18 protein-coding genes are annotated in these 21,886 nt (G+C 64.5%); 5 read left to right on the plus strand and 13 right to left on the minus strand.

Annotated features, from left to right (window positions below):
- Positions 1-67: 67 nt before the first annotated feature.
- Genes MHM88_RS05080 through MHM88_RS05090 form a run of 3 tightly spaced genes read right to left on the minus strand, consistent with a single transcriptional unit; the run spans position 68 to position 4,331 of the window.
- A complete protein-coding gene (locus MHM88_RS05080; RefSeq protein ID WP_239360738.1) occupies positions 68-1,552 on the minus strand; it encodes an aldehyde dehydrogenase family protein in 1,485 nt (494 codons plus the stop codon).
- A complete protein-coding gene (locus MHM88_RS05085; RefSeq protein WP_239360740.1) occupies positions 1,549-2,724 on the minus strand; it encodes a mandelate racemase/muconate lactonizing enzyme family protein in 1,176 nt (391 codons plus the stop codon). The genes MHM88_RS05080 and MHM88_RS05085 overlap by 4 nt, the downstream gene beginning before the upstream one ends.
- Complete coding sequence (locus MHM88_RS05090; protein ID WP_239360743.1) at positions 2,721-4,331, minus strand: GMC family oxidoreductase N-terminal domain-containing protein; 1,611 nt, start codon at positions 4,329-4,331, stop codon at positions 2,721-2,723. Before MHM88_RS05090 ends, MHM88_RS05085 begins: the two co-directional genes overlap by 4 nt.
- A gap of 119 nt (positions 4,332-4,450) precedes the next feature.
- On the opposite strand from MHM88_RS05090, the gene MHM88_RS05095 reads away from it, so the two are divergent.
- Together MHM88_RS05095 and MHM88_RS05100 are read left to right on the plus strand one after the other, a co-directional pair.
- The gene (locus MHM88_RS05095) at positions 4,451-5,347 is read left to right on the plus strand and encodes a LysR substrate-binding domain-containing protein (protein WP_239360747.1); all 897 of its coding nucleotides are present in this window, start codon (positions 4,451-4,453) and stop codon (positions 5,345-5,347) included.
- A 170-nt stretch (positions 5,348-5,517) separates the two neighbouring features.
- Positions 5,518-7,047: an AMP-binding protein gene (locus MHM88_RS05100; protein WP_239360750.1), complete on the plus strand. Its 1,530-nt coding sequence runs from the start codon at positions 5,518-5,520 to the stop codon at positions 7,045-7,047.
- Positions 7,048-7,099: 52 nt separating this feature from the next.
- On the opposite strand, the gene iolB is transcribed toward MHM88_RS05100, so the two are convergent.
- The 8 genes from iolB to MHM88_RS05140 form a co-directional block, all read right to left on the minus strand.
- Complete coding sequence (gene iolB, locus MHM88_RS05105; protein ID WP_239360752.1) at positions 7,100-7,906, minus strand: 5-deoxy-glucuronate isomerase; 807 nt, start codon at positions 7,904-7,906, stop codon at positions 7,100-7,102.
- 32 nt (positions 7,907-7,938) lie between these two features.
- Complete coding sequence (gene iolE / locus MHM88_RS05110) at positions 7,939-8,844, minus strand: myo-inosose-2 dehydratase (protein WP_239360755.1); 906 nt, start codon at positions 8,842-8,844, stop codon at positions 7,939-7,941.
- Positions 8,845-8,945: 101 nt separating this feature from the next.
- A complete protein-coding gene (gene iolD, locus MHM88_RS05115; RefSeq protein ID WP_239360758.1) occupies positions 8,946-10,775 on the minus strand; it encodes a 3D-(3,5/4)-trihydroxycyclohexane-1,2-dione acylhydrolase (decyclizing) in 1,830 nt (609 codons plus the stop codon).
- Complete coding sequence (gene iolC / locus MHM88_RS05120; RefSeq protein ID WP_239360761.1) at positions 10,772-12,685, minus strand: 5-dehydro-2-deoxygluconokinase; 1,914 nt, start codon at positions 12,683-12,685, stop codon at positions 10,772-10,774. The genes iolD and iolC overlap by 4 nt, the downstream gene beginning before the upstream one ends.
- Positions 12,685-13,506: an ATP-binding cassette domain-containing protein gene (locus tag MHM88_RS05125; RefSeq protein ID WP_239361175.1), complete on the minus strand. Its 822-nt coding sequence runs from the start codon at positions 13,504-13,506 to the stop codon at positions 12,685-12,687. Before MHM88_RS05125 ends, iolC begins: the two co-directional genes overlap by 1 nt.
- Before the next feature lie 13 nt (positions 13,507-13,519).
- Positions 13,520-14,626, minus strand: a complete 1,107-nt coding sequence (locus tag MHM88_RS05130; RefSeq protein ID WP_005650137.1) for an ABC transporter permease — start codon at positions 14,624-14,626, stop codon at positions 13,520-13,522.
- 90 nt (positions 14,627-14,716) lie between these two features.
- A complete protein-coding gene (locus MHM88_RS05135) occupies positions 14,717-15,643 on the minus strand; it encodes a sugar ABC transporter substrate-binding protein (RefSeq protein ID WP_239360773.1) in 927 nt (308 codons plus the stop codon).
- Between the two features lie 159 nt (positions 15,644-15,802).
- A complete protein-coding gene (locus tag MHM88_RS05140; protein WP_239360775.1) occupies positions 15,803-16,633 on the minus strand; it encodes a MurR/RpiR family transcriptional regulator in 831 nt (276 codons plus the stop codon).
- An 80-nt stretch (positions 16,634-16,713) separates the two neighbouring features.
- Here MHM88_RS05140 and MHM88_RS05145 point away from each other — a divergent pair, with 80 nt between their 5' ends.
- The 3 genes from MHM88_RS05145 to MHM88_RS05155 are packed head-to-tail and all read left to right on the plus strand — an operon-like array spanning position 16,714 to position 19,638.
- The gene (locus tag MHM88_RS05145) at positions 16,714-17,829 is read left to right on the plus strand and encodes a Gfo/Idh/MocA family protein (RefSeq protein WP_239360778.1); all 1,116 of its coding nucleotides are present in this window, start codon (positions 16,714-16,716) and stop codon (positions 17,827-17,829) included.
- A 24-nt stretch (positions 17,830-17,853) separates the two neighbouring features.
- Positions 17,854-18,855, plus strand: coding sequence for an inositol 2-dehydrogenase (iolG, locus tag MHM88_RS05150; RefSeq protein WP_239360781.1), 1,002 nt, complete (start codon positions 17,854-17,856; stop codon positions 18,853-18,855).
- A gap of 3 nt (positions 18,856-18,858) precedes the next feature.
- Positions 18,859-19,638 (plus strand): TIM barrel protein, encoded by a 780-nt coding sequence (locus MHM88_RS05155; RefSeq protein ID WP_239360784.1) that lies wholly within the window; start codon positions 18,859-18,861, stop codon positions 19,636-19,638.
- A gap of 48 nt (positions 19,639-19,686) precedes the next feature.
- Here the strand turns inward: MHM88_RS05155 and MHM88_RS05160 are convergent, their stop codons facing one another.
- Both MHM88_RS05160 and MHM88_RS05165 read right to left on the minus strand, forming a co-directional pair.
- Positions 19,687-20,712, minus strand: coding sequence for a transporter substrate-binding domain-containing protein (locus MHM88_RS05160; RefSeq protein WP_239318523.1), 1,026 nt, complete (start codon positions 20,710-20,712; stop codon positions 19,687-19,689).
- Between the two features lie 13 nt (positions 20,713-20,725).
- Positions 20,726-21,805, minus strand: coding sequence for a transporter substrate-binding domain-containing protein (locus tag MHM88_RS05165; protein WP_239360785.1), 1,080 nt, complete (start codon positions 21,803-21,805; stop codon positions 20,726-20,728).
- Between the last annotated feature and the right edge of the window lie 81 nt (positions 21,806-21,886).

A 21,886-nucleotide genomic window follows, 5' to 3' on the forward strand; every position in this document is an offset into this window, starting at 1 on the left:
CCCAGACCAGCACCGTCCTGACCGACACCGCCCGGACCCTCCGGGCGGGTATCTGTGCTCCGGCGCGCTAGACCGACAGCGTGATCGCCTTTGCCCGGGTATAGGCATCGAGACCTTCGAGACCCTTTTCCCGGCCAAAACCCGATTTACGGTTGCCGCCAAAGGGCAGTTCGATGCCGCCGGCCCAATAGTCATTGACCGTAACCTGACCGGCGTCAATCCGGCGCGACAGGCGCAGCGCGGTTGAAATGTCGCAGGTGTAGATCCCGGCGGCCAGGGCAAAATCGGTGCCATTGGCCAGCGCGATCGCCTGATCCTCGTCCTCAAAGACCTGCACGCCAAGCACCGGCCCAAAAATCTCCTGCTGGATCGCCGGGTCGTCTGCCGGCAGCCGATCCAGGATCGTCGGTTCAAAGAACCACCCCGTGCCGGTGTCGGGATCGCAGGCGGGGTTGCCACCGCAGAGGATCTCCGCCCCGCGGGCGCGGGCGCTGTCGAGATGGGCGGTGATGGCGGCCAGGTGGCGGTCCGAGTTCACCGCCCCCATGTCGGCGTTGCGCAGCCCATGTCCGAACCGCAGCGCCTGCGCCTTGGCGACCAGCCGCTCCAGCACCGGCGCGTGCAGGTCGCGGTGGATCACCAGACGCGACCCCGCAGAACAGATCTGGCCCGCATTGGAGAAGATCGCCCAGAGTGCGCCTTCGGCCACCGCCTCGGGGTCGGCATCGGCGCAGGCCACCAGCGGGGATTTTCCGCCCAGCTCCAGCGTCAGGCCGGTGACATTCGGGGCCACCGCCTGCATCACGCCGACGCCGGTTGCCACCGAGCCGGTAAAGGTCACGTGGCGCACGCGCGGATCCTGGACCAGCGGCGCGCCGGCCTCCTGGCCCGTGCCCGTCACCACATTCACCACCCCCGCCGGAACCCCGGCGCGGATCAGCAGTTCGGCAATCATCAGCGCCGTATAGGGCGTGGTCTCTGCCGGTTTCACCACCGCCGAGCAGCCCGCCGCCAGCGCCGGGGCAATGCCCCGCACCAGGGTCGAGGTCGGATAGTTCCACGGCACGATATGCGCGGTGACCCCCACCGGTTCGCGCAGGGAGAAGGCGGCATTGTCATTGCCCAGATTGACACTGCGCCCGTCGAGCTTGTCCGCCGCACCGGCGTAGTATTCGAACAACCGGGCAGAGCCCGCGATGTCGCCCTGCGCCTCGGCCAGCGTCTTGCCGCTGTCGAGGCTTTCGACAACCGCCAGCCGGTCCGCCTCCGCCCGTATCAGCCGCGCCACCTCCATCAGGATGGCGCAGCGCTGCGCCGGCGGTGTCTCGCGCCAGATCGCAAAGCCCCGGGTGGCGCTGTGCACCGCGTGGTCCACATCCGCCGCCGTACCCGCGGCAAAATCGCCAAAGGGCACCGCGCGCCCGGGGTCGTAGCTTTGCATCCGGGCCCCGCCTGCGGGGGGCACGAATTGCCCGTCGATGAAGTGATCGCGGGGCAGGTCCGGCAGGGTGCCGGTGGCAAAATAGGTCGAAATCAGGTGATCGGCAGTCATTGGCCGTCCTCGCTGCATGTGTAGGTGGATTTGGCGAGCCACTCGGGACAGATCTCCACCCCCCAGCCGGGGGCATCGGAGACCTGCGCCTGACCGTCGGTGATCTGATAGGGATCAGTCACGAACAGCTCGCGTTGCCAGGGGTAGTAGTCGTCCCCCTCGATGGAGAATTCCAGATAGCGGCCCGGATTGGGCACCGCGCGCAAAAGATGCATGGTGAAGAGCGTCACCAGCGACAGGTTGGCCGCATGCGGCGTGCAGGGCAGCCCCGCCGCGTGGCCCAAGCGCGCCACATCCATGCTGCGGACCATGCCGCCAAGATAGAGGATATCCGGCTGGATGATGTCGACCACGCGGTTCTCGATCATGCGTTTCCAGTGCTGGAGATCGCAGTCCTGCTCTCCGCCCGCCACATCGATGCTCAGGGCGCGGGTGACCTCCTGCGTCTGTTCCTGCTCCCAATAGGGGCAGGGTTCCTCGAAATGCTCATAGCCGTTGGCCTCCAGCATGCGCCCGACCTCGATCGCGCGGGCGGGACTGAAGCCCGAGTTGCCGTCAACCAGAAGCGCGGCCTCCGGTCCCATGGCATGGCGCAGGGCGGGGATGATCGCCTCGGTGCGGCCCTCCCATTCATCCCGGTCCTGTCCGCATTCGGCGCCGACCCGGACCTTGAAGGCATCAAACCCGTATGCATCGCGCAGCCGCTGCATGCGCGCGGCCTCGGCCTCGGGGGTGATGTCGCGCCGCATCGAGGAGGCATAGGCCCGCACCGGGCCGCTCGATCCGCCCAAGAGCTCCGCCACCGGTTTGCCCTGCGCCTTGCCACGCCAGTCCCAGACCGCCGTATCCAGCCCCGCCATGGCGCGACGCAGGTAGGTGCCGGGGAATTTATGTTCGCGCAGCGGGATCTCGGCGATCACCGCCTCCAGCGCATCCATGCCCCGGCCCAGCGCCCAGGGGGCCACCTGGCGGTGCAGGATCTCGCAGGTCAGGTCGCTGTTGTAGGTCGAGACCTGCCCCCAGCCCTGGGTGCCATCCTCGGCGGTGACACGGACAAAGCCGATCAGCGGCGTGCAGAAGGTCTCGATCCGGGTGATGCGCGGGCCGGTGTCGGCGTCGCCGCGCGCAAAGGTCACCGGCACCGCGCCGGATGTGGAATAAGGCGTGCTCATGCATCCTCCAGAATAAGGTCGGCGGCCCGGTGGGCCAGCATCATGGTCGGCGCATTGGTGTTGCCCGAGGTGATATTGGGAAAGACCGACGCATCCACCACCCGCAAGCCCGCCACCCCATGCACCTTGAGCCGGGGGCAGACCACGGATTGCGCCGCCTCCGCCCCCATGCGGCAGGTGCCGACCGGGTGGAACACGGTGCCGCACCGCGCCCGGAAATCGGCCAGGATCTGCTCCGGCGTCAGGCCGCGCAGGTCCGTCTCCATCGGGCCTTCGATCAGGCGCGTGATGGCGGTGGTCCGGGCCAGACGCTGGCACAGCAACCCGCCCGCGATGACCTGCGCGCGATCGTCTTCGGTCGCCAGCGAGTTGGGGCGGATGCGCGGCGGCGCCTGCGGGTCATTGGCGCTGATGTCGATCCGCCCACGGCTGGTGGGGCGGGTGGGCTGAAACCCGATGATAAAGCCCGCAAAGGGATCCGGCTGCACCACGGTGCGCGTGCCGTTTGGCGTTGTCGTATAGGTCACCGGGTTGAAATAGAGCTGCTGATCCGGCGCACTCAGGCTGGCGCCGGACCGGAAATAGCCGCCGCACTGGTTGACCGACAGCGACAGCGGCCCGCGCCGGGTCAGCGCATATTGCAGCGCCGCGCGGATCTTGCCGTGCAGCGGGCGCAGCTGGTTGTTCAACGTCGGCTCGGTGGCGCGGAAGTAGTAGTTGACGCCCAGGTGGTCCTGCAGATTGCCGCCCACATGCGGCGCATCCAGCAGCGGCGTGATCCCATGGGCGCGCAGCTCCGACGCCGGGCCGATGCCGGAGAGTTGCAGCACCCGTGGCGAGGTCACCGCCCCGGCGGACAGGATGATCTCGCGTCCGGCGCGCAGGCTCTGGCAGCGCCCCTTGTGGCGGATCTCGACCGAGGTTGCGCGCCGGCCGTCAAACCCGATCCGCTCCACCAGAGCGCCGGTCATCAGGGTGACATTCTCCCGTTTCAGCGCCGGGCCAAGATAGGCGCGGGCCGAATGCATCCGCCGCCCGCCGCTGGTGTTGATGCGATAGGTCGCCGCCCCTTCATTGCTGTCGCCGTTGATGTCGCTGGTGCGCGGCAGGCGCAACTCCTCTGCCGCGTGGAAGAAATGCCGCGTCGCCGGGTGGATCTGGTCCGAGACATCCTGCACATGCAGTGGCCCCTGCCCCTGTCGCGCCCCGCAGGTGCTGACACGGGTCTCCATCTGCTCATAGGTGCTGCGGGCCGCCTGCCAGTTCCAGCCGGTGGCGCCGGCGGCTTCCCAATCGTCAAAATCACGCGGCAGGCCACGGGCGTAGACCAATGCGTTGATGGCGCCGGATCCGCCGACGACCTTGCCGCGGGGCCAGTAGCCCCGGCGTCCGCCCAGGCTGTCCTCGGGATCGGTTTCGTACTTCCAGTTGACCGCCGGGTTGAAGAAGGTCTTGCCATAGCCCAGCGGCAGCGCAATCCAGGGGGTGCGGCCACGCCCGCCCGCCTCCAGCACCAATACGCTGTGACGTCCGGAGGCGCTCAGGCGTTCTGCAAGCACACAGCCCGCCGATCCCGCGCCGATGATGATGTAGTCGTAGGTTTTCACGGTCTGGTGCCTGCTCGATGTCGCGTCACAGCACCGTTACAAACCACCCGTCAAAATCCAAAACGAAAAAATATTCGTCATATCCTTAAAAAAATTCGCAGACCTGCTATGGTCCCGCCATGTACAAGGAATTGCCCCCCCTGCCCTGGTTGCGCGCCTTTGATGCAAGTGCGCGGCTCGGGACGTTCACACTGGCCGCTGAAGAGCTCGGCCTGACCCCCTCCGCCGTCAGCTATCAGGTGCGCGGACTGGAGGCGCATCTGGGCCACATGCTGTTCAGACGAGAGCGCAAATCCCTTTATCTGACCCGCCTGGGTCAGGCCTATCTGCCCGTGGTGAGCAAAGCCTTTGGCGATCTCGAGGCCACCACGTCGAACCTGTTCGGCATGGGCGCGGAGCGGGAGGTGACCCTGCGCTGCCTGAGTTCGCTGAACCTGTTGTGGCTGGTGCCCCGGCTGGCGCACTATCGCGCGCAGCACCCCAACAGCCGCCTGCGGGTCCTGTCGGCCTATTGGGCGGAACTGGCCAGCGGCGAGGATATCGACATCGACATTCGCTATGGTGACGGCAGCTGGTCGGACGGCGAGGTGATCCCGCTGATGCACAACGAGATCATCGCGGTCTGCACGCCGGAGCAACGCGGGGATGGCAGCCTGCAAAGCCTGGCGCAGGGTCCGCTGATCGAAGTGACAGGGGTGATTGACACCTGGCACCACTTTTTTGCCCTGCACGCCCCCGATTGCCCGGTGCCCGCTCCCGCCTACCGGGTCGACCAGTCGCTGATCGCCCTGGAACTGGCGGCGCAGAACCTGGGCGCGGCGCTGATTGCCGATGTCTTTGTCCAGCCCTATCTGGACCGCGGCACGCTGGTGCAGGCCACGGAGCAGAGGCTGCCTGCGCGGCAGGGGCATTATCTGGTGCTGCCGGCGGGGCAGAACCACCAGCGACCGGAGGTCACCGCGCTGATTGAATGGCTGCGCGAGGTGGCGCGATCTCCGGCCTCCGGCGCCGCCTGACCCGCCGCGCAGCCTGGCCTGTTCGACCAGCGGGGAACGGGGCCGCCGTCCGCGCCGGAACAGCATTAGGCGCGGCTCATGATAGCATTAGAAAACGCCCCCTTCTTGGGTCCCTGCCTCCGGTTCTAATGATCCGGCAGCGGACAGGATTGCACGAGGAGGACCCCGCCATGACCCTCAGAACCACTCTGGGAGACCTGTTGACCGAACGCGCCGCGATGTTTGCGGATCGTCCGTTTGTGACCCAGGCCGAGACCGGGCGCAGCATCACCTATGCGGCGTTTGAACGTCTGACCAATCGCATCGCCCATGGTCTGCTGGCGCAGTTTGGCGCGCAGCTGGGTCACGGCGCGATCCTGCTGGAAAACAGCATCGAGTATCTGGCGCTCACCTATGCGCTGAAGAAGATCGACGTGATCGAGGTATCGGTCAACCGGGCCATGCGTGCCGCGCCGCTGGCGCGCATGATCAGCCAGACCGGCGCGCCGGTGCTGTTCACCTCCGCCGCCCATCTGGAGGCGCTCGACCAGATCCGGGATCAGCTGCCGCATCTGCGTTGCCTGGTGATGATGGATGGCGCGGAAGACGCCCGGCGCCTGTTTCCACAGCTGGAGGTGCGGGCCTTTGCCAGCCTGTTGTCGCAGGAGACCTCTCATATCACCGCCGCCGCCCGCGACACCGACACAGCCACCATCCTGTTCACCTCCGGCACCACCGGGACCTCCAAGGGCTGCATGCTGTCGCATCGCTATGCGGTGCGCACCGCCGAGAACATGATCGCCCCCTTCCGGGTCACGGAGGCGGATTGTGTCTACGCGCCCTATCCGCTGTCCCACATCGGGGCGGCCTATTACGATATTCTGACCACCCTGATGACCGGCGGGCATGTGATCCTGCGGGACCGGTTCAGCCTGTCGAACTTCTGGACGGACGTGAACGACTATGGCGCCACCTGGTTCATGATGCTGGGATCGGTGCAGCAGCTGTTGTGGGCCAACCCGCCGTCAGAGCTGGAAAAGACCCACCGGATTAGCCGCTGCTGGGCGACGCCCGCGCCGGTGCCCAAGGCGGCATTTGATGCCCGTTTCAACACCCATCTGATCCCCGGCGGCGGCTATGGCTCTACCGATGCAGGCTGGGTGGTGGTGCCGCAATGGGACCACCCGGGCGGGGTGGTGCTGCCGCATTTCGAGGTGGAGATCCAGGACGATCACGGCGAACGCCTGCCGGCGGGCAGCCCCGGCCACGTGGCGGTCCGCCCCAAAGAGCCCGGCGTGATGGCAGACGGGTATTTCGGCATGCCGGAGCGCACGCTCGACAGCCGCCGCAACCTCTGGTTCCAGACCGGCGACATCGGCCGCATGGATGACGAAGGTCGATTCTATTTCCTGCATCGCGTCAGCGAGCGCATCCGGGTCCGGGGCGAAATGGTGTCCGGCTACGAGGTCGAGGAAGGCATCCTCAGCCACCCATCGGTGCAGGATTGTGCCGTGATCGCCGTGCCCGGCGCGATGGGAGAAGAGGACATCAAGGCCTTTGTCACCGTGAAGGACGGCCACAGCCTGGATCTGGAGGTCTTGCGCAGCCATTGCGCGGGCCGCATGGCAAAATTCATGGTGCCCTGTGAATTTGTGCAGCTGGAGGAGATGCCGCGCACCCCCACCGGGAAGCCGGAAAAAGGCGTTCTGGCCCGCCTCTGAGAAGGGCAGAACACGCGCCGCCCGGAGCATGCTACCCCGGGCGGTGCCGGGATCAGGCGTCGCGCTCCATGATCCATTCGACCTCTGGCGCGGCGACAAAGCGCCATTTGCGCAAGGGGCCCGCCATCACGTTGAGGTAATACATCTCAAACCCGTAGGGCGCGCCGCAGGGGTGGTGGCCGCGCGGCACCAGGACCACATCGCCATCCGCGACCGCCATGGTTTCATCCAGCTGCCCGTCATCGGTATAGACGCGCTGGATGCCAAAGCCGCTGGCCGGGTTCAGGCGGTGATAGTAGGTCTCCTCCAGATAGGTGATCCGGGGGAAGTCATCCTCGTCGTGGCGGTGGCTGGGGAAGGACGACCAGTGGCCGGCGGGGGTGAAGACCTCGGTCACCAGCAGGCTGTCGCAATAATCCTCGTTCTCCATCGCGATATTGTTGATGTAGCGGGTGTTGGTGCCCTTGCCGCGCTCTGTGAGCGTGATGCCCTCGGGGCCGATCCGGCGCGCCGCATGGCCGCCCTTGCCCGGTGCGGAGCAGACCGCGATGGTGCAATCGGTGGTGGCCTCGGCGCTCCAGTCGCTGCCATTGGGCAGATACAGGCAATGGGGCGGGGTTTTCTCAAAGACAGACATGCGCTCGCCCAGTTCGCCCCAGTCCTGTCCCGCGCCGGTCAGATTGGCTTTGCCTTCCACCATCACGAGGATCACCTCGCGGTCGCCGGTGACGTCCGCCACCGTCTCGCCCGCGCGCAGACGGTGCAGGGCAAAGCCCACGTAGCGCCAGCCTGCACTCTCGGGTGTGATGCGGTGCACCTCGCCATGGGTGCCAAAGGGTTTTCGCAGCAGATCGCTCATGGGTCTTGCCTCCTGTTGTTGGGGCGCGGGGATTAATCCGCAACCTCTAGCCCATAACGCGCGCAGAGGTCGCGAATGGTCTGATAGCCCAGTTTTGACGCCGCATAGGGCGCGACCTTGGCGGGGTCTTGCTCGGCCTCGACCACGATCCAGCCCTGATAGTCCATCTTGGCCAGACGTTCGGTCACGGCGGCAAAATCGATCGATCCTTCGGCATCCCCCGGCACGGTGAAGGCCCCGGCGATCACCGCATCCAGAAAGGACCAGTTCTCGGCGCGGGCCTGTGCGGCGATACTGGCGCGCAGATCCTTATAGTGGACGTGGTGGATGCGGTCGCCCCATTTGTCGAGCGTGCCCAGCAGATCGCCGCCGCCAAAGACCAGATGGCCGGTGTCATAAAGCAACGTCACCTCGGGGCTGCTGGCCTCCATCAGCCAGTCGATATCCTCCTGATCCTCGATAAAAGCCCCCATGTGGTGGTGATAGGCCAGAGGCAGGCCCTTGTCGGTCATCCACTTGGCCAGTTCAGAGAGCTTGGCCGCATAGGCGCGGACGTCGTCGCGGGTCAGCTTGGGGCGGTTGTTCACCGGGGTCGTGCGGTCGCCCTGCACGGTGTTGGAGCATTCCGCATAGACCAGACAGGGCGCGCCCAAAGCGGCGAATTGTTCGACCTGCTCTGCGATGGCGGCTTTTTCGGTCTCGACGTCATTGACCAACAGGTTGCCCGAGCACCAGCCACCACAAAGCGAAATGTCGTATTCGTTCAGATACTTGCGCAGCCCTTCGGTGTCCTGTGGCATGCGGCGGCCACGTTCGACCCCGGTATAGCCAATCTCGCGCGCTTCGCTCAGGGCCTGTTCCATCGTGTAGGCAGCGGTGAGGTCCGGCAGGTCGTCGTTCTGCCATGCGATGGGGGAGATGCCGATCTTGACGCTCATGGGCGGTGTCTTTCGTTGAGGGCGCATGTTCGCGCCTGATCCAAAATTGGGGCCTTTCCGACGCGCGGGAGGACGCACCCCGGAAAGGCAGGCCACGGGCGTCAGTTGAGCGCGCGGGCCTTGATCTGTTTTTCATATTCGGCGCGTTTGGCGCGCACCTCGGCCCGCTCGGACACTTCGGGCACCGCCACGTCCCACCAATGGCCGCCATCGGGGGTCGAGGGGTAGGGGTCTGTGTCGATCACCACCACAAACGGTCCTTTGGCGGCTTTGGCGCGGCTCAGGGCCTCTTCTAGTTCCGCAATGCTGCTGACATGTACGGCCGCCGCCCCCATAGATGCGGCATGGGCGGCAAAGTCGATGTTCGACGGCGTCACGTGATGGGAATGGTCGAGGAGGTTGTTGAACTCCGCCCCGCCAGTGCCCATTTGCAGCCGGTTGATGCAGCCGTAGCCCCGGTTGTCGGTAATCACCACGGTCATGTCGATGCCCAGCATCGCCGCCGTCGCCAGTTCCGAATTGGCCATCATATAGCTGCCGTCGCCGATCATGCAGACCACATCGCGGTCTGGCTGCGCCATCTTGATGCCCATGGCACCGGCGATCTCGTAGCCCATGCAGGAATAGCCGTATTCCATGTGATAGGCCCCGGGGCGCGGGGCTTTCCAGAGTTTGTGCAGCTCGCCCGGCATGGTGCCCGCGGCGCACATCACCACCGTGTCGGGACCGGAGGCCCGTTGCACCGCGCCGATCACCTGCTGGTCAGTCGGCAGTTGGATGTCCTCGCGCGGGGCGGCGGTGAGCGGGTCAACCGCGCTGAACCACGCCTCCTTGAGGGTGGCGGAGGGGGCAGCGAATTGCAGATTACCAAGCGCCGCACCCAGCAGCTCCAGCCCGACGCGGGCATCGCAGCAGAGCGGCTCTGCGCCATGTTTCATTGCGTCATAGGCAGCAACATTGAGGGAGACGAGCGTGCGAGCCGGGTTCTGGAACAGGTTCCACGAGCCGGTGGTGAAATCCTGAAACCTTGTGCCAACACCCAAAACCAGATCGGCCCCGGCGCAAACTTCATTGGCGGAGCCCGCACCGGTCACCCCTACGGGGCCGAGGTTCAGCGGGTGATCCCAGGCGAGAGCGGATTTGCCCGCCTGGCTTTCGACAACCGGGATCTGATGCGCCTCGGCAAAGCGTTGCAGCGCGGCGCAAGCGCCCGCGTAATGCACGCCACCCCCGGCCACGATCACCGGAGATTTTGCGGCTTTCAGCAGGTCGGCAACCCGCGCCAGCTCTCCCTCATCCGGGCGGGGACGGCGGGTTTGCCAAATGCGCGGCGCAAAGAAGGCCTCGGGCCAGTCATAGGCTTCGGCCTGCACGTCCTGACAGAACGACAGGCAGACCGGGCCGCAGTCTGCCGGGTCGGTCATGGTGCGAAAGGCGCGCGGCAGGGCGGTCAGCAGCTGTTCGGGGCGCATGATGCGGTCGAAATAGCGCGTGATGGGTTTGAAACAATCATTGGCGCTGGTGGTGCCATCGCCGAAATCCTCGATCTGCTGCAACACCGGATCGGGGCCACGGTTGGCAAAGACATCGCCGGGGATCAGCAACAGCGGCAGTCGGTTCACATGCGCCAGTGCCGCCGCCGTCACCATATTGGTGGCGCCGGGGCCGATGGAGGAGGTGACCGCCATCGCCCGTTTGCGCGTGGACTGCTTGGCATAGGCAATCGCGGCATGGGCCATGGTCTGCTCGTTATGGCCGCGATAGGTGCGGAATTCGTCGCGCGCGCCATGCAGCGCCTCGCCCAGACCGGCCACATTTCCGTGGCCAAAGATCGCCCAGATCCCGGCGAGGAAGGGTTCGCCCTCCTCGTTCAGTTGGGCGGCGATATATTTCACCATCGCCTGCGCTGCGGTTAGCCGGATCGTGCTCATTGTGCCGCCTCCATTGTGCGTGCGCGTGCCTGCGCCCAGACATCGCAAAGCCGGGCGTAATTTTCTGTCATGCGCGCCACGGCGCTGTCGTCGTCAATGCGGCCTGCAAACCAGTCACGGGCCACATCGCCAAAGATCGTCCGCCCGACGGCAAACCCTTTGACCAGCGGGAAGCGCACGGCGAGGGCAAAGCTCTCGCGCAGCTCGTCCTCCGGGGCGTCCAGACCGAGCACCACGATGCCACGGGTGCGTTTGTCGTTGCGCTCGATCGCATCGCAGCTTGCGGCCCATGCGGCCTCGGAGCGGAAGGGTTCGAGCTTCCACCAATCGGGGTAGATGCCGGCATCGTACACGCGCTGGATGACATCTGGCGTGGTTTTATCGTCAAAGGGGCCGACCTTGGAGGGGATGACCTCCAGCAGGAATTCAAGCCCGTTCCGGCGGCAGGACTGGAACACGCGGGTGATGGTGGCGATCTGGTCGGCCCACATCGCGTCGTCATCGTCGGGATGCGGGAAGCACAGGCATTTGACCACATGTTCGCCGGGCCATTCCTTCAGCCCGCCTGCATCCTCGCCCACCTGAGGTTCAAGCCGCAAGGGGCGCGAGCCGGGCCATTCCACCGGGCGCCCGATCCACAGACCCTGCCCTGCTGCCGCATAAAGCGCGCGCGCGCCAAGGCGGCCATCGCAGAGGATGCCGTGACCGGGGCGGCCAGCGGCCTGTGTGACGGCGGCCCTGAGGCAAAGCTCCTTGAACGCGCCGATGCGCTCGGGCGTGGCGCCCTCCATCTCTTCCATCTGCATGCGGTGATCAAAGGCAAAGACCCGCAGATCGTCCCAGTCACGCTTGCGGGTGGTGGACCAGTGGATCTGCTCCAGAGCGGTGTCGTTGCGCAGGGCTTTCTCCACCACGCCGCGCTGGAGGAAGAATTGCAACTCTTCCCAGCTCGGGTAGGCGGGGGTGCAGCCATGACGGCTGACGGCAAAGGCCCCGCAGGCATTGGCGTATTTGAGCGAGGTGGGCCAGTCTTCGCCGTCAAGCCAGCCCTTCAGAAGACCGGACATGAAGCCATCGCCCGCACCGAGCACATTAAAGACCTCGATGGGAAAGCCGGGGCCGCTTTGGCCCTCGTCCAGACTGTCCGGGATCGCGCCGGTAAAGGCGACCGCGCCATCGGCACCGCGTTTGCACACCAGCGTCGCCCCCGAAACCGCGCGCACGGCGCGCAGTGCCGCGACCGTGTCGGTGGTGCCGCCTGCGATGTGGAATTCCTCTTCGGTGCCGACGATCAGGTCGAACAGATGCAGGGTGGATTGCAGTTTTTCCGTCACCGCTGCTGAGGCAATAAATCGGTTTTCGCCGTCGCCGTGACCGGACAGCCCCCAGAGGTTGGGGCGGAAATCAATGTCCAGCGCGGTCTGCGCGCCGTGTTTGCGCGCGAAGTCCAATGCTTTCAGCACCGCCGCCTCGGTCTGCGGGTTCGACAGATGGGTGCCGGTGGCGACCACGGCGCGGGCGCGGGCGATGAAGCCTTCGTCCACGTCCTGGGCGCTCAGCGCCATATCGGCGCAATTCTCGCGGTAGAAAATCAGCGGGAACTGGTCCTCATCGCGAATGCCGAGCAGCACGAGGGCCGTCAGCCGCTCCGGGTCGGTGAGGACGCCGGTGACGTCGACGCCCTCCTTCACCAGTTCCTCGCGCAGGAAACGGCCCATATGCTCGTCGCCAACCTTGGTCAGCAGCGCCGAACGCAAGCCCAGACGCGCGGTGCCCGTCGCCATATTGGTGGGGGAGCCGCCGACGTATTTCTCGAAACTGCGCATATCCTCCAGACGGCCACCGACCTGCGCGCCGTAAAGGTCAACGGACGACCGCCCGATGGTGATGAGGTCCAGATCCTTGGTCATTACACAGTGCCCCCGAGCGAGCCTTCGAGCTGTGCCATTTCCTGACCACCCGCCATCAGATCCTGAAGCTCCTCCGGTGTGATCTCACCGCGCTGTGCGGTGCCCAGCGTCTTGCCGCGATTGAGCACGGTGAACCGGTCGCCCACGGCCAGCGCATGGCGCACGTTGTGACTGATGAACACCACGCCGACGCCTTGTTTGCGCACCCGGTCGATGGTGGCCAGCACATTCGAGGTCTGCCGCACGCCAAGGGCCGAGGTGGGCTCGTCCAGGATCAAGACCCGCGCGCCGAAATAGACCGCGCGCGCAATCGCCACCGTCTGGCGTTCACCACCCGAGAGCGTGCCAACCGCCTGATCGGGGCCGCGCAGGTTGATGCCCATCTTGCGCATCTCCTCCACGGTGGTCTGGTTCATCATCTCGATGTCCATGCGGCGGAAGGGTTTGGAACCCTTGAGCGGCTCTCGTCCCATGAAGAAATTGCGCGTCACACTCATCAGCGGGATCATGGCAAGATCCTGAAACACCGTGGCAATTCCGGCCTCCATCGCATCGCGGGGGCTGTCGAAGTTCATCGGTTGCCCGTCGATGGTGATCGCGCCCTTGGTGGGTTTGTGCACGCCCGACATGGTCTTGATAAAGGTCGATTTGCCCGCGCCATTGTCGCCAAGCAGACAGTGGCATTCGCCCGGTTTCACATCAAAGCTGACACCGGCAAGCGCGATGATATTGCCGAAATGCTTCTCGATGTTCTGCATTTCGATGATCGGCTTGGCCGCGTCCTGCGGGCTGCCGTGGTGGAAACTCGTGTCTTCGGTCATCTGCTGGGTCATCTCAGCGTTCCCCCGTCACGCGCTTGCGGATGTAGTTGTTGAACAGAACCGCGATCAGCAGCATGCCGCCAAGGAAGATCTGGAACCAGTCCTGATCGAAGTCTGTATAAGTGAGGCCGATGGTGACCATGCCAAAGATGATGGCGCCAAAGAATGCGCCGATGGCCGATCCGTAGCCGCCGGTCAGCAGGCAGCCGCCGATCACTGCGGCGATGATGGCCTCGAACTCTTTCATGAAGCCGCGGCGGGCGTCGGTCGAGCCTGCATCCATCACGGTGATGATCGCAACCAGCGCACCGCAGAGCGCCGTCACCATAAAGAGCGAGATCTTCACCTTGCGCACCGGCACACCGGAGTTGGAGGCCGCGTTGCGATCGCCGCCCGAGGCAAAGATCCAGTTGCCCTGCGGAGTGCGCAGCAGCACATAGGTCGCCACCAGCGCCAGCGCGATGAACCAGAGGATTTCAACCGGGATGCCGGGTACTTTGGGCGTGCCGTTCTTGAAGGTGTCGATCAGGCCGATCTGGGCAAGCCAGGCAAAGATCGGGCCGAATGCGTCGCCAGAGAACATGGGCGCAAGCCAGTCGCCCTCAACCGCATCGCGCACGCCGCGCAGCTGGGTGGAGCCGCCAGACGCCAGTTTCAACCCCACCAGCGATGCGCCGCGCAGGATGAACAGGAAGGCCAGTGTGACGATAAAGGACGGCAGGCCGGTTTTCAGAACGATCACGCCATTGACCGCGCCAAGCCCAGCCGCCACCGCCAATGTCAGCGGGATCGCGAGGATAAGGGGCAGGCCAAGGGTCACGACGCAAGCGCCAAAGATCAGACCTGCAAAGGCCACCATGGAGCCGATGGAGAGGTCAAATTCACCGCCGATCATCAGCATCGCCGCCCCGATGGCGAGGATGCCGAGCTGCGCCGCAGGAGTCATGAAGTTCATGATGCCCGAGAGCGTGAACATGGTGCTGTCGGCAGTGATCAAAAAGAATGTGGTGACAAGAATGACACCGGCGATGGCCCCAAGCTCCGGGCGCTTCATCAGCCGCGCGCCAAAGCCTTCTTGTTTCAGGCGTTCGTCGGTGACGGTTTGGGCCGTGTCGGCCATGGCGTGATCCTCCCTCGGGGACAAAGAAGGGCCGTGGCGCGGCGTTTGCACCACAGCCCCAAATGCGATTTAGCGTTTTAAGTGCGTGGCTTAACGGATGCCTTCAGCACTCAGCTCGACCACCTGGGCAGCTTTGTCCTGGGTGATCAGGTTGGGGCCGGAGGGCACGTTGCCGCCGGGGATCAGGCCGAATTTTGCGTTCAGCGCCAGGAAGGACACCGGCAGATAGCCTTGCAGGAATTGCTGCTGGTCGATGGCAAAGGCGGCCTCCCCCTCGGCAACGCTTTCAAGGAAGCTGGCCGACAGGTCGAAGGTGGCGACGTTGACTTCGCCGGTGCGGCCAACGGCAGCGACAGCGCGGATCGCCGGCTCACCCACCAGTGAGGCGCCAAGGCCCATCACGGTGTCGATGTCGGGGTTGGATTCCAGCGCCGCCTTGACCTTGGCTTCGACTTCGGCCGGGTCGTTCTGGGTCGGGATCACCTCGACAGAGCCGCCGAACCCGTCAGAAAAGCCCTGGCAGCGCAGATCGAGCGCCACATTGCCGACTTCTTGGTTGACGCAGATGCCGACCGTGCCGCCCATGGAGGCGAGTTTTTCACCAGCGGCCTTGCCTGCGGTATATTCGTCCTGACCTACGTGCAGCAGCGCGCCGAGATCCTTGGAGACGTCAGAACCGGAGTTCATCGAGATGACCGGGATGCCAGCCTCGACCGCGCGGCGGATCGAGGGCGACAGCGCGTCGGCATCGGGGATGGAAACCACCAGCCCGTCGGGTTCCTGATTGACGGCGGCGTCGATCAGCTGGCTCATCTGCACCATGTCAAAGGTCTCGGGCGAGCGGAAATCAACATTGGCACCGGAGTCCGCGGCGGCCTTTTCCACGCCGTTCTTCACCACGGACCAGAACGGATCGTTGGCCTGACCGTGAGCGACGACGATGATGTCCTGCGCCATGGCGGGGGCTGCGACGGCCATCCCGGCGACAACAGCTGCGGTTTTCAAGAATTTTTTCAATTTGTCCTCCCTTAGACAAAGCCCGGTTTCCCGGATTGCAGGCCCCTCGATGCGCGGTTGCGCCGGAGGGGCTTCGGTGCGACCGGCCTCCCACCGGTCAACGCAAAACGATGTCGAATCGCGCTTATGGAACATTTATTCCGTTTTGGAGCGAACCTGTCAAGATTCGTGTCGCTGCGATCCGACCAGAACCGCAAGCGTCGTGGTCAGCGAGATGGAGGCATTGAGCGCCCGGAACCCTGCCACCTCATGTTCGTGTACGATGAGCACCTCGCGGGCGAATTCGAACAGCGGGCATTTCTCGGAATCGCTCAGCCCGTAGACCGGAACGCCACGCTCGGCGGCCTCTCTGGCCTGTTGGATCACATCCTCGGAGAAGGGCGCAAAGGTCACCGCAAACAGCGCATCATCGGGCGTCATCAGGGGGGTATTGTCGAGCTGGCCAACATCGGAATGCAACAAGGCAGGCACATCCATCTTGCCCAGCAGATAGGACATATTGCTGACCACGGCAAAGGCGCGACGCATACCCAATAGATGCAGAATCCGGCCCTTGGCCAACCCGCCCGCAACACTGTTAAGCCCCTCATTGGCAACGGAATTGCCGAGAGATAGCAATGACTTATGCCCCGCCTCGGCAAATTCACCCAACAGTTGCCCACTGCCCTGCGCCACATCGGGGCGCACCTGGGCAAGGCGCTGCTCATAGTCGGGACGAAAGGACGTGTACTGCACCCGAAACAGCCCCTGCATCTCGGAATAGCCGCTAAAGCCGATGGCCTGGCAGAACCGGATATAGGCAGAGGGCGCGACGCCCGATGCCTCCGCCATGTCAGAGACGGTGGAGACCGCCACAAGATGCAGATGCCGACGGGTGAACGACGCGCATTGCTTCAACCGTTTCGGCAGCTCATCCATCATCCGATCCAGCCGCTCGATGGTTTCGCTGATGTTGGCGGGCGGCGTGGCGACAGCTTCGTTCTCGCGCATTCAATGTCCTCTCTCTTGACAGGGTCACTGTAATCGCTCATCACCGAAATTGGAATGAAAATTCCATAAGGGAGGTTTTTGTGACTCTAGGTCTTGGTTTGATCGGAACCGGCTTCATGGGCAAGGCGCATGCGCTGGCCTATGGCTCTGCCGCGGCGGTATTTGGGGATCTTGCGCCGGTGCGTCTGGCGCAATTGTGCGACACGCCCGCGCAGAAGGCGCGCGATCTGGCGGCTCAGTTCGGGTTTGCCGCCGCCACCGACGATTGGCGCGCCCTGATCGCCAGTCCGGAGGTCGATATTGTCTCCATCACCACACCCAACGCGTTGCATAAAGAGATGGCGCTGGCGGCGATTGATGCCGGGAAACATGTGCATTGCGAAAAGCCACTGGCGCTGACGCTGGAGGATGCGCAGGAGATGGAAGCTGCCGCGCGTGCAGCTGGGGTGCGCACCAAAGTGGGATATAACTACATTCACAATCCCGCCGTCACCCATGCCCGCGCATTGATTGCCGAAGGGATGATCGGAAAGCCCGTGCATTTCCGCGGCTGGGTGGACGAGGATTATCAAGCCGACCCGGACCTGCCGTGGACCTGGCGCGCCACCCGCGCGGATGCGGGGCTTGGTACGCTGGGCGATCTGGGCTGTCATCTGGTGTCGATGTCGCATGTGCTGATGGGCGAGATCGAGAGCCTGATTGCCGATACGCAGATCATCCATGAAACCCGTCCGCTGCCCGATGGAAGCGGCCGCGCGGCGGTGGAAAACGAAGACACCGCCTCGGCCATCATGCGCTATCGCAACGGGGCGCAGGGCACGCTGTGCACCTCGCGTTCTGCCTGGGGACGCAAGAACAAGCTCGACTGGGAGGTGCATGGCACCAAGGGTATGATTGCCTTTAGTCAGGAGCGGCTGAATGAACTGCAGCTCTATGTAAACGAAGGCCCCCGCGCACAGCAGGGGTTCCGCACCATTCTGACGGGGCCGGAGCATGCACCCTATGGGGCCTTCTGCCCGGCACCGGGGCATCAGCTGGGCTTTGGCGATCTGAAAACCATCGAGGTCGCGGGGTTCCTGCGCGCCATTGCGGCGGGCGAGGAGAGCTTTCCCAATTTCACCGACGCGCTGGAGTTTGAGCGCGTCATTCACGCTATCGACACTTCGGCCCGTGAGGGCCGCCGCGTCACCCTGTGACGCCAGCACAAAAGGAATACGCCTATGAAAGTCGCATTGTTTGGCGCGGGCCGCATCGGCAAGGTCCATGCCGCCTCCATCAAGATGGATCCGCGTTCAGAGCTGGTTGCGGTCACTGACGTCATGACCGAGGCCGCCGAGGCGCTTGCACAGGAGCATGGCATCGCGGTGCGCACACCGGAAGAGATCTTTGCCGATGCGAGTATTGACGCGATCCTGATTGCCTCCTCGACCAACACGCATTCCGACCTGATCGAGGCGGGCGTGAAGGCGGGCAAAGCGATCTTTTGCGAAAAGCCCATTGATCTGTCACTGGAGCGCGCACTTCAGGTCCGCCAGATTGCCGCCAGCCACGACAAGCCGATGATGATGGGCTTCAACCGCCGCTTTGACCCGAACTTTGCCGCCGTCAAGGCGGCGCTGGACGCGGGCGAGGTCGGAAAGGGCGAGATGCTGGCGGTGACCTCCTATGACCCCGCGCCGCCGCCGGTGAGCTATATCAAGGTCTCTGGCGGTCTGTATCGGGACATGATGATCCATGATTTCGACATGTGTTCGTTCCTGTTTGGGATGCCGGTGAGCGTGATGGCGCATGGGTCCTGCCTTGTCGATCCGGAGATCGGCGCGGCGGGCGATGTCGACACCGCCGTTGTGGTGCTGACCTATGCGGACGGGCGCATCGCCACCATCCGCAACTCGCGCCGCGCGCCCTATGGCTATGACCAGCGGGTGGAGGTCCTGGGCTCCGAGGGTACGCTGGCGGCCGAGAATGAGGTTGAAAACACCGTGGTGAAATCGACCACTGCCGGGGTGCAGTCGGCCAAGCCCGTCTATTTCTTCCTTGAACGCTACATGCGCGCCTATGCGATCGAGTGGTCGGCCTTTGTCGATGCGGTGGTTGCGGGCGCGCCGGTGCCCGCATCGATACAGGACGGCGTCAATGCGCTGGCGCTGGCCGAGGCGGCGAACCGTTCGTTGGCTGAGGGGCGTCCGGTGGCGATCACTTCGGACCTGATTGGGGGCTGATCCATGGCGTTTACCCTTGCCGCCTGCGCCGAGATGCTCTGGCAGGACAAACCGATCGAGTGGCGCTGCGCGCAGCTGCACGAGATGGGGTTTCAGGTTGGGCTGTGGAACTGGCCCGACCATGATCTGAACAAGCTTGAGGCCTCTGGCGCGGTGTTCTCGATCATGAATGGCTACCTTGAGGGGCGGCTGTCGGATGATGCGGGCGCGGATATGCTGCTGGCCTCGGCACGGGAAACGGCGCGGGTGGGCAAGCGGCTGGGCGTGGCGCGGCTGAACCTGCATGGCACCGGGCTGGGCGAGGGCGGACGGCCAAAGCTGGCCGAAGTGGCAACGCCGTTGAAATGGGTCAAGGCCATCGACACGCTGCATCGGATCTGTGATCTGGCCGAAGAGCTGGACGTGCAGTTCACGCTGGAGAACCTGAACCTGCCGGTGGACCACGCGGGCGTGCCCTTTGCGCGGGCCGAAGAGACGCTGGCCTTGGTCTCGGCGGTGAACCGGCCTCAGTTGCGCCTGAACCTCGATCTCTATCATGCGCAGATCGGCGAGGGGAACCTGATCGAGCTGTGTCAGGCCTGCCTGCCGTGGATCGGTGAGATTCAGGTCGCCGATGTGCCGGGGCGGTGCGAGCCGGGCACGGGCGAGATCAACTACGCCGGGGTTGCGCGCGCCTTGCAGCGCATGGGCTATGACGGCCCGGTGGCGATGGAGGCCTTTGCGGCGGGCGATGAGCTGGCGGCGCTGGAGGCGTTTCGCGCGAACTTTACCGTCGCCGCCTGACCCCATCAGATAGCGCCGCCCGCCGCCACCTCGGCGGGCGGCGTTGTGCTATTGCAGCTTGGCCCAGAACAGCTCCAGGTGGCGGCTCATGATCTCGTCAAAGCGGCCGCTCTCGCGCAGTTTGCGCAGCCCTGCATTGACCCGATAGAGATGCGACGTGCCGCGCCAGTGGGTTTTTGAGATCACCACATGCATGCCGGTTTCCGACAGCTGCTTCTCAAGCGGCTCCACCGTGCCACGCAGCCCCTCGGCCACCACCGCCTCCGCACCGACAAAGAGGTTCATCGCCGCCGCATCCACGCGGCCCTCGGCCACCATGCGCATGCAGTCTCCGGGTGTGTCCGGCTGCAACAGGGTGATCTTTTCCTCGCTGAGCCAGCGGCGATCCGCGCGGTCGAGGTCAAAGGTGTAGAACCCTTTGGGCCGGCAGAGCGTCTTGCCCAGCACATCGGCATCACTGGCATAGACCATATCGCCGCCGGTGCGCGCAAACAGCATGATCGGCACCACCACAAGCGGATCGGAGAAGTGGAACCTGGCACAGCGCTCGTTGTCGGGCGTGGCCTCGCAATCCGGCTTCACCCAGGGGAAGCCCATGTCGAATTCCTTGCCGTCCAGCATCGGAAACAGGTGCTGGCTCCAGTCGTTCTCCCAGGTCACCGCATAGGGCACCGGCGAGGGCGCCAGTTCCAGCGCGGCATTGACCAGTTCGGTGATCATCCCCTGCCCCGGCAGGCTCTGATCGGTGAAGGGCGCGTAGTTGCCCCCGGTCAGCAGGTTCAGCTCTGCGGTGGGTTTGCGCAGCGGCGTGGCGTCCGCCTCCACCGCATCCGGCGGACAGGGGATATGGAGCGTGCGCCCGGGCACCGTCGACGGCCCCACCAATTCGCCCTGGTTGCGGTAGTAGATCAGCGTCCAGCGGTTGCGATCACCGTAATGCGCCTCGGCGATGGTAAAGAGGTTGTCGCCCGGCTGGACCACATATTCGACATCGCAGATCGCCAGCGCGGCAGAGGGGGCCAGGCCGCACAGCAGCGCCAGTCGCCACAGCAGCGGTATCAGAATGCGTTGCATCACCATCCCCCGATCAGAACCCGGCCCAGACACGGGCCAGGTGATCTTCGACGATCTTCTGATAGGAGCCATCCTCGCGGATGCCGCGCAGACCGTCGTTGACGATGGCCAGCAGCTCCTGCGCCTCGGGGTGGGATTTATGCACGACCACATGGTGAGACTGGATCGAGATCGGCTCCGGCACCACCTGGATGCGGTCGGCGATCCCCATTTCCTTCATCTTGTCCCGGCCGGTGAATTCATTCAGCACAACACCGTCGGCGCCGCCTTCGAGCACCAGATCAAAGCAATCTCCGGGCGTGGCCGCCACAACCAGGGTGATCTTCTCCTCGCGCAACCAGTTGCGCCCGTTCTCGTTGAAGATCGAGGTGTCATATCCCTTGGGGCGGCAGATCGACTTGCCGAACAGATCCTCATCGGATGCAAAGCGCACCGGACGGCTGGCATCGGCAAACATCAGCGTCAGGGTCTCAAACAGCGGGTCGGAGAACAGCAGGTTCTTGCAGCGGTAGTTGTCGGGCAGCTCGGTGCAGTTGGGCTTGTACCAGGGAAAGCCCACATCCAGCAGCGCATTGGACAGCAGCGGATCAAAATGCGCCGCCCAGTGATCCACCCAATGGATGGCAAAGCCACGCTCCGGGTTGGCTTCGGTCATCGCTGCATTGACCAGATCGGTGAGCAGACCGCCGTTGTGCAGCTCCTTGCCGGTGAAGGGTTCGAAATCATCCCCGGTGAGCAGGTTGATCTTGTGGCGCACAGCGGCGTTGCCCGCCTCGATCCGGATCGGCTGCGCGGCCACCGGCGTCGCATCCTGCAACGCGCGCCCCCCGGCCAACCCCAGCGGCAGACCATTGACGCAGGCCAGATCCAGCTTCATCCCGACGCGGATCGCGCTGGGTTTCGGGCCGATGGCGTCGATATTGCGATTGTGGATGATGCTCCACATGCCGGCATTCTTGTAGAGCTTGTCGGCGATCACCGAGAGGCTGTCGCCCGGCTGTACGGTATAGACGCCACCACAGGTTTCGGCTGCGGCCCCATGCCCAAGAACAGAGGCCAGCCCCAGCGCGGCGGCTGCGATCAGTGCTTTCATGTATCCCCCCGAAGGATCATTTGTTTTTGTGTTGAAGGTAGGTGTCGTTCGTCCGCGCGCCCGGTCGGGGCGCGCGCGTTG

The organism is Epibacterium sp. MM17-32 (genome assembly GCF_022348205.1).
GTDB lineage: Bacteria > Pseudomonadota > Alphaproteobacteria > Rhodobacterales > Rhodobacteraceae > Epibacterium.

Bases quoted from the DNA above. Each gene is read 5' to 3' on its own strand.
- MHM88_RS05080 (WP_239360738.1), bottom strand. From the start codon at position 1,552: ATGACTGCCGATCACCTGATTTCGACCTATTTTGCCACCGGCACCCTG.
- MHM88_RS05140 (WP_239360775.1), bottom strand. From the start codon at position 16,633: ATGCGCGAGAACGAAGCTGTCGCCACGCCGCCCGCCAACATCAGCGAA.
- iolB (WP_239360752.1), bottom strand. From the start codon at position 7,906: ATGAGCGATCTGCTGCGAAAACCCTTTGGCACCCATGGCGAGGTGCAC.
- MHM88_RS05130 (WP_005650137.1), bottom strand. From the start codon at position 14,626: ATGGCCGACACGGCCCAAACCGTCACCGACGAACGCCTGAAACAAGAA.
- MHM88_RS05085 (WP_239360740.1), bottom strand. From the start codon at position 2,724: ATGAGCACGCCTTATTCCACATCCGGCGCGGTGCCGGTGACCTTTGCG.
- iolE (WP_239360755.1), bottom strand. From the start codon at position 8,844: ATGAGCGTCAAGATCGGCATCTCCCCCATCGCATGGCAGAACGACGAC.
- MHM88_RS05095 (WP_239360747.1), top strand. From the start codon at position 4,451: ATGTACAAGGAATTGCCCCCCCTGCCCTGGTTGCGCGCCTTTGATGCA.
- iolC (WP_239360761.1), bottom strand. From the start codon at position 12,685: ATGACCAAGGATCTGGACCTCATCACCATCGGGCGGTCGTCCGTTGAC.
- MHM88_RS05160 (WP_239318523.1), bottom strand. From the start codon at position 20,712: ATGCAACGCATTCTGATACCGCTGCTGTGGCGACTGGCGCTGCTGTGC.
- MHM88_RS05100 (WP_239360750.1), top strand. From the start codon at position 5,518: ATGACCCTCAGAACCACTCTGGGAGACCTGTTGACCGAACGCGCCGCG.
- MHM88_RS05125 (WP_239361175.1), bottom strand. From the start codon at position 13,506: ATGACCGAAGACACGAGTTTCCACCACGGCAGCCCGCAGGACGCGGCC.
- MHM88_RS05165 (WP_239360785.1), bottom strand. From the start codon at position 21,805: ATGAAAGCACTGATCGCAGCCGCCGCGCTGGGGCTGGCCTCTGTTCTT.
- MHM88_RS05155 (WP_239360784.1), top strand. From the start codon at position 18,859: ATGGCGTTTACCCTTGCCGCCTGCGCCGAGATGCTCTGGCAGGACAAA.
- iolG (WP_239360781.1), top strand. From the start codon at position 17,854: ATGAAAGTCGCATTGTTTGGCGCGGGCCGCATCGGCAAGGTCCATGCC.
- iolD (WP_239360758.1), bottom strand. From the start codon at position 10,775: ATGAGCACGATCCGGCTAACCGCAGCGCAGGCGATGGTGAAATATATC.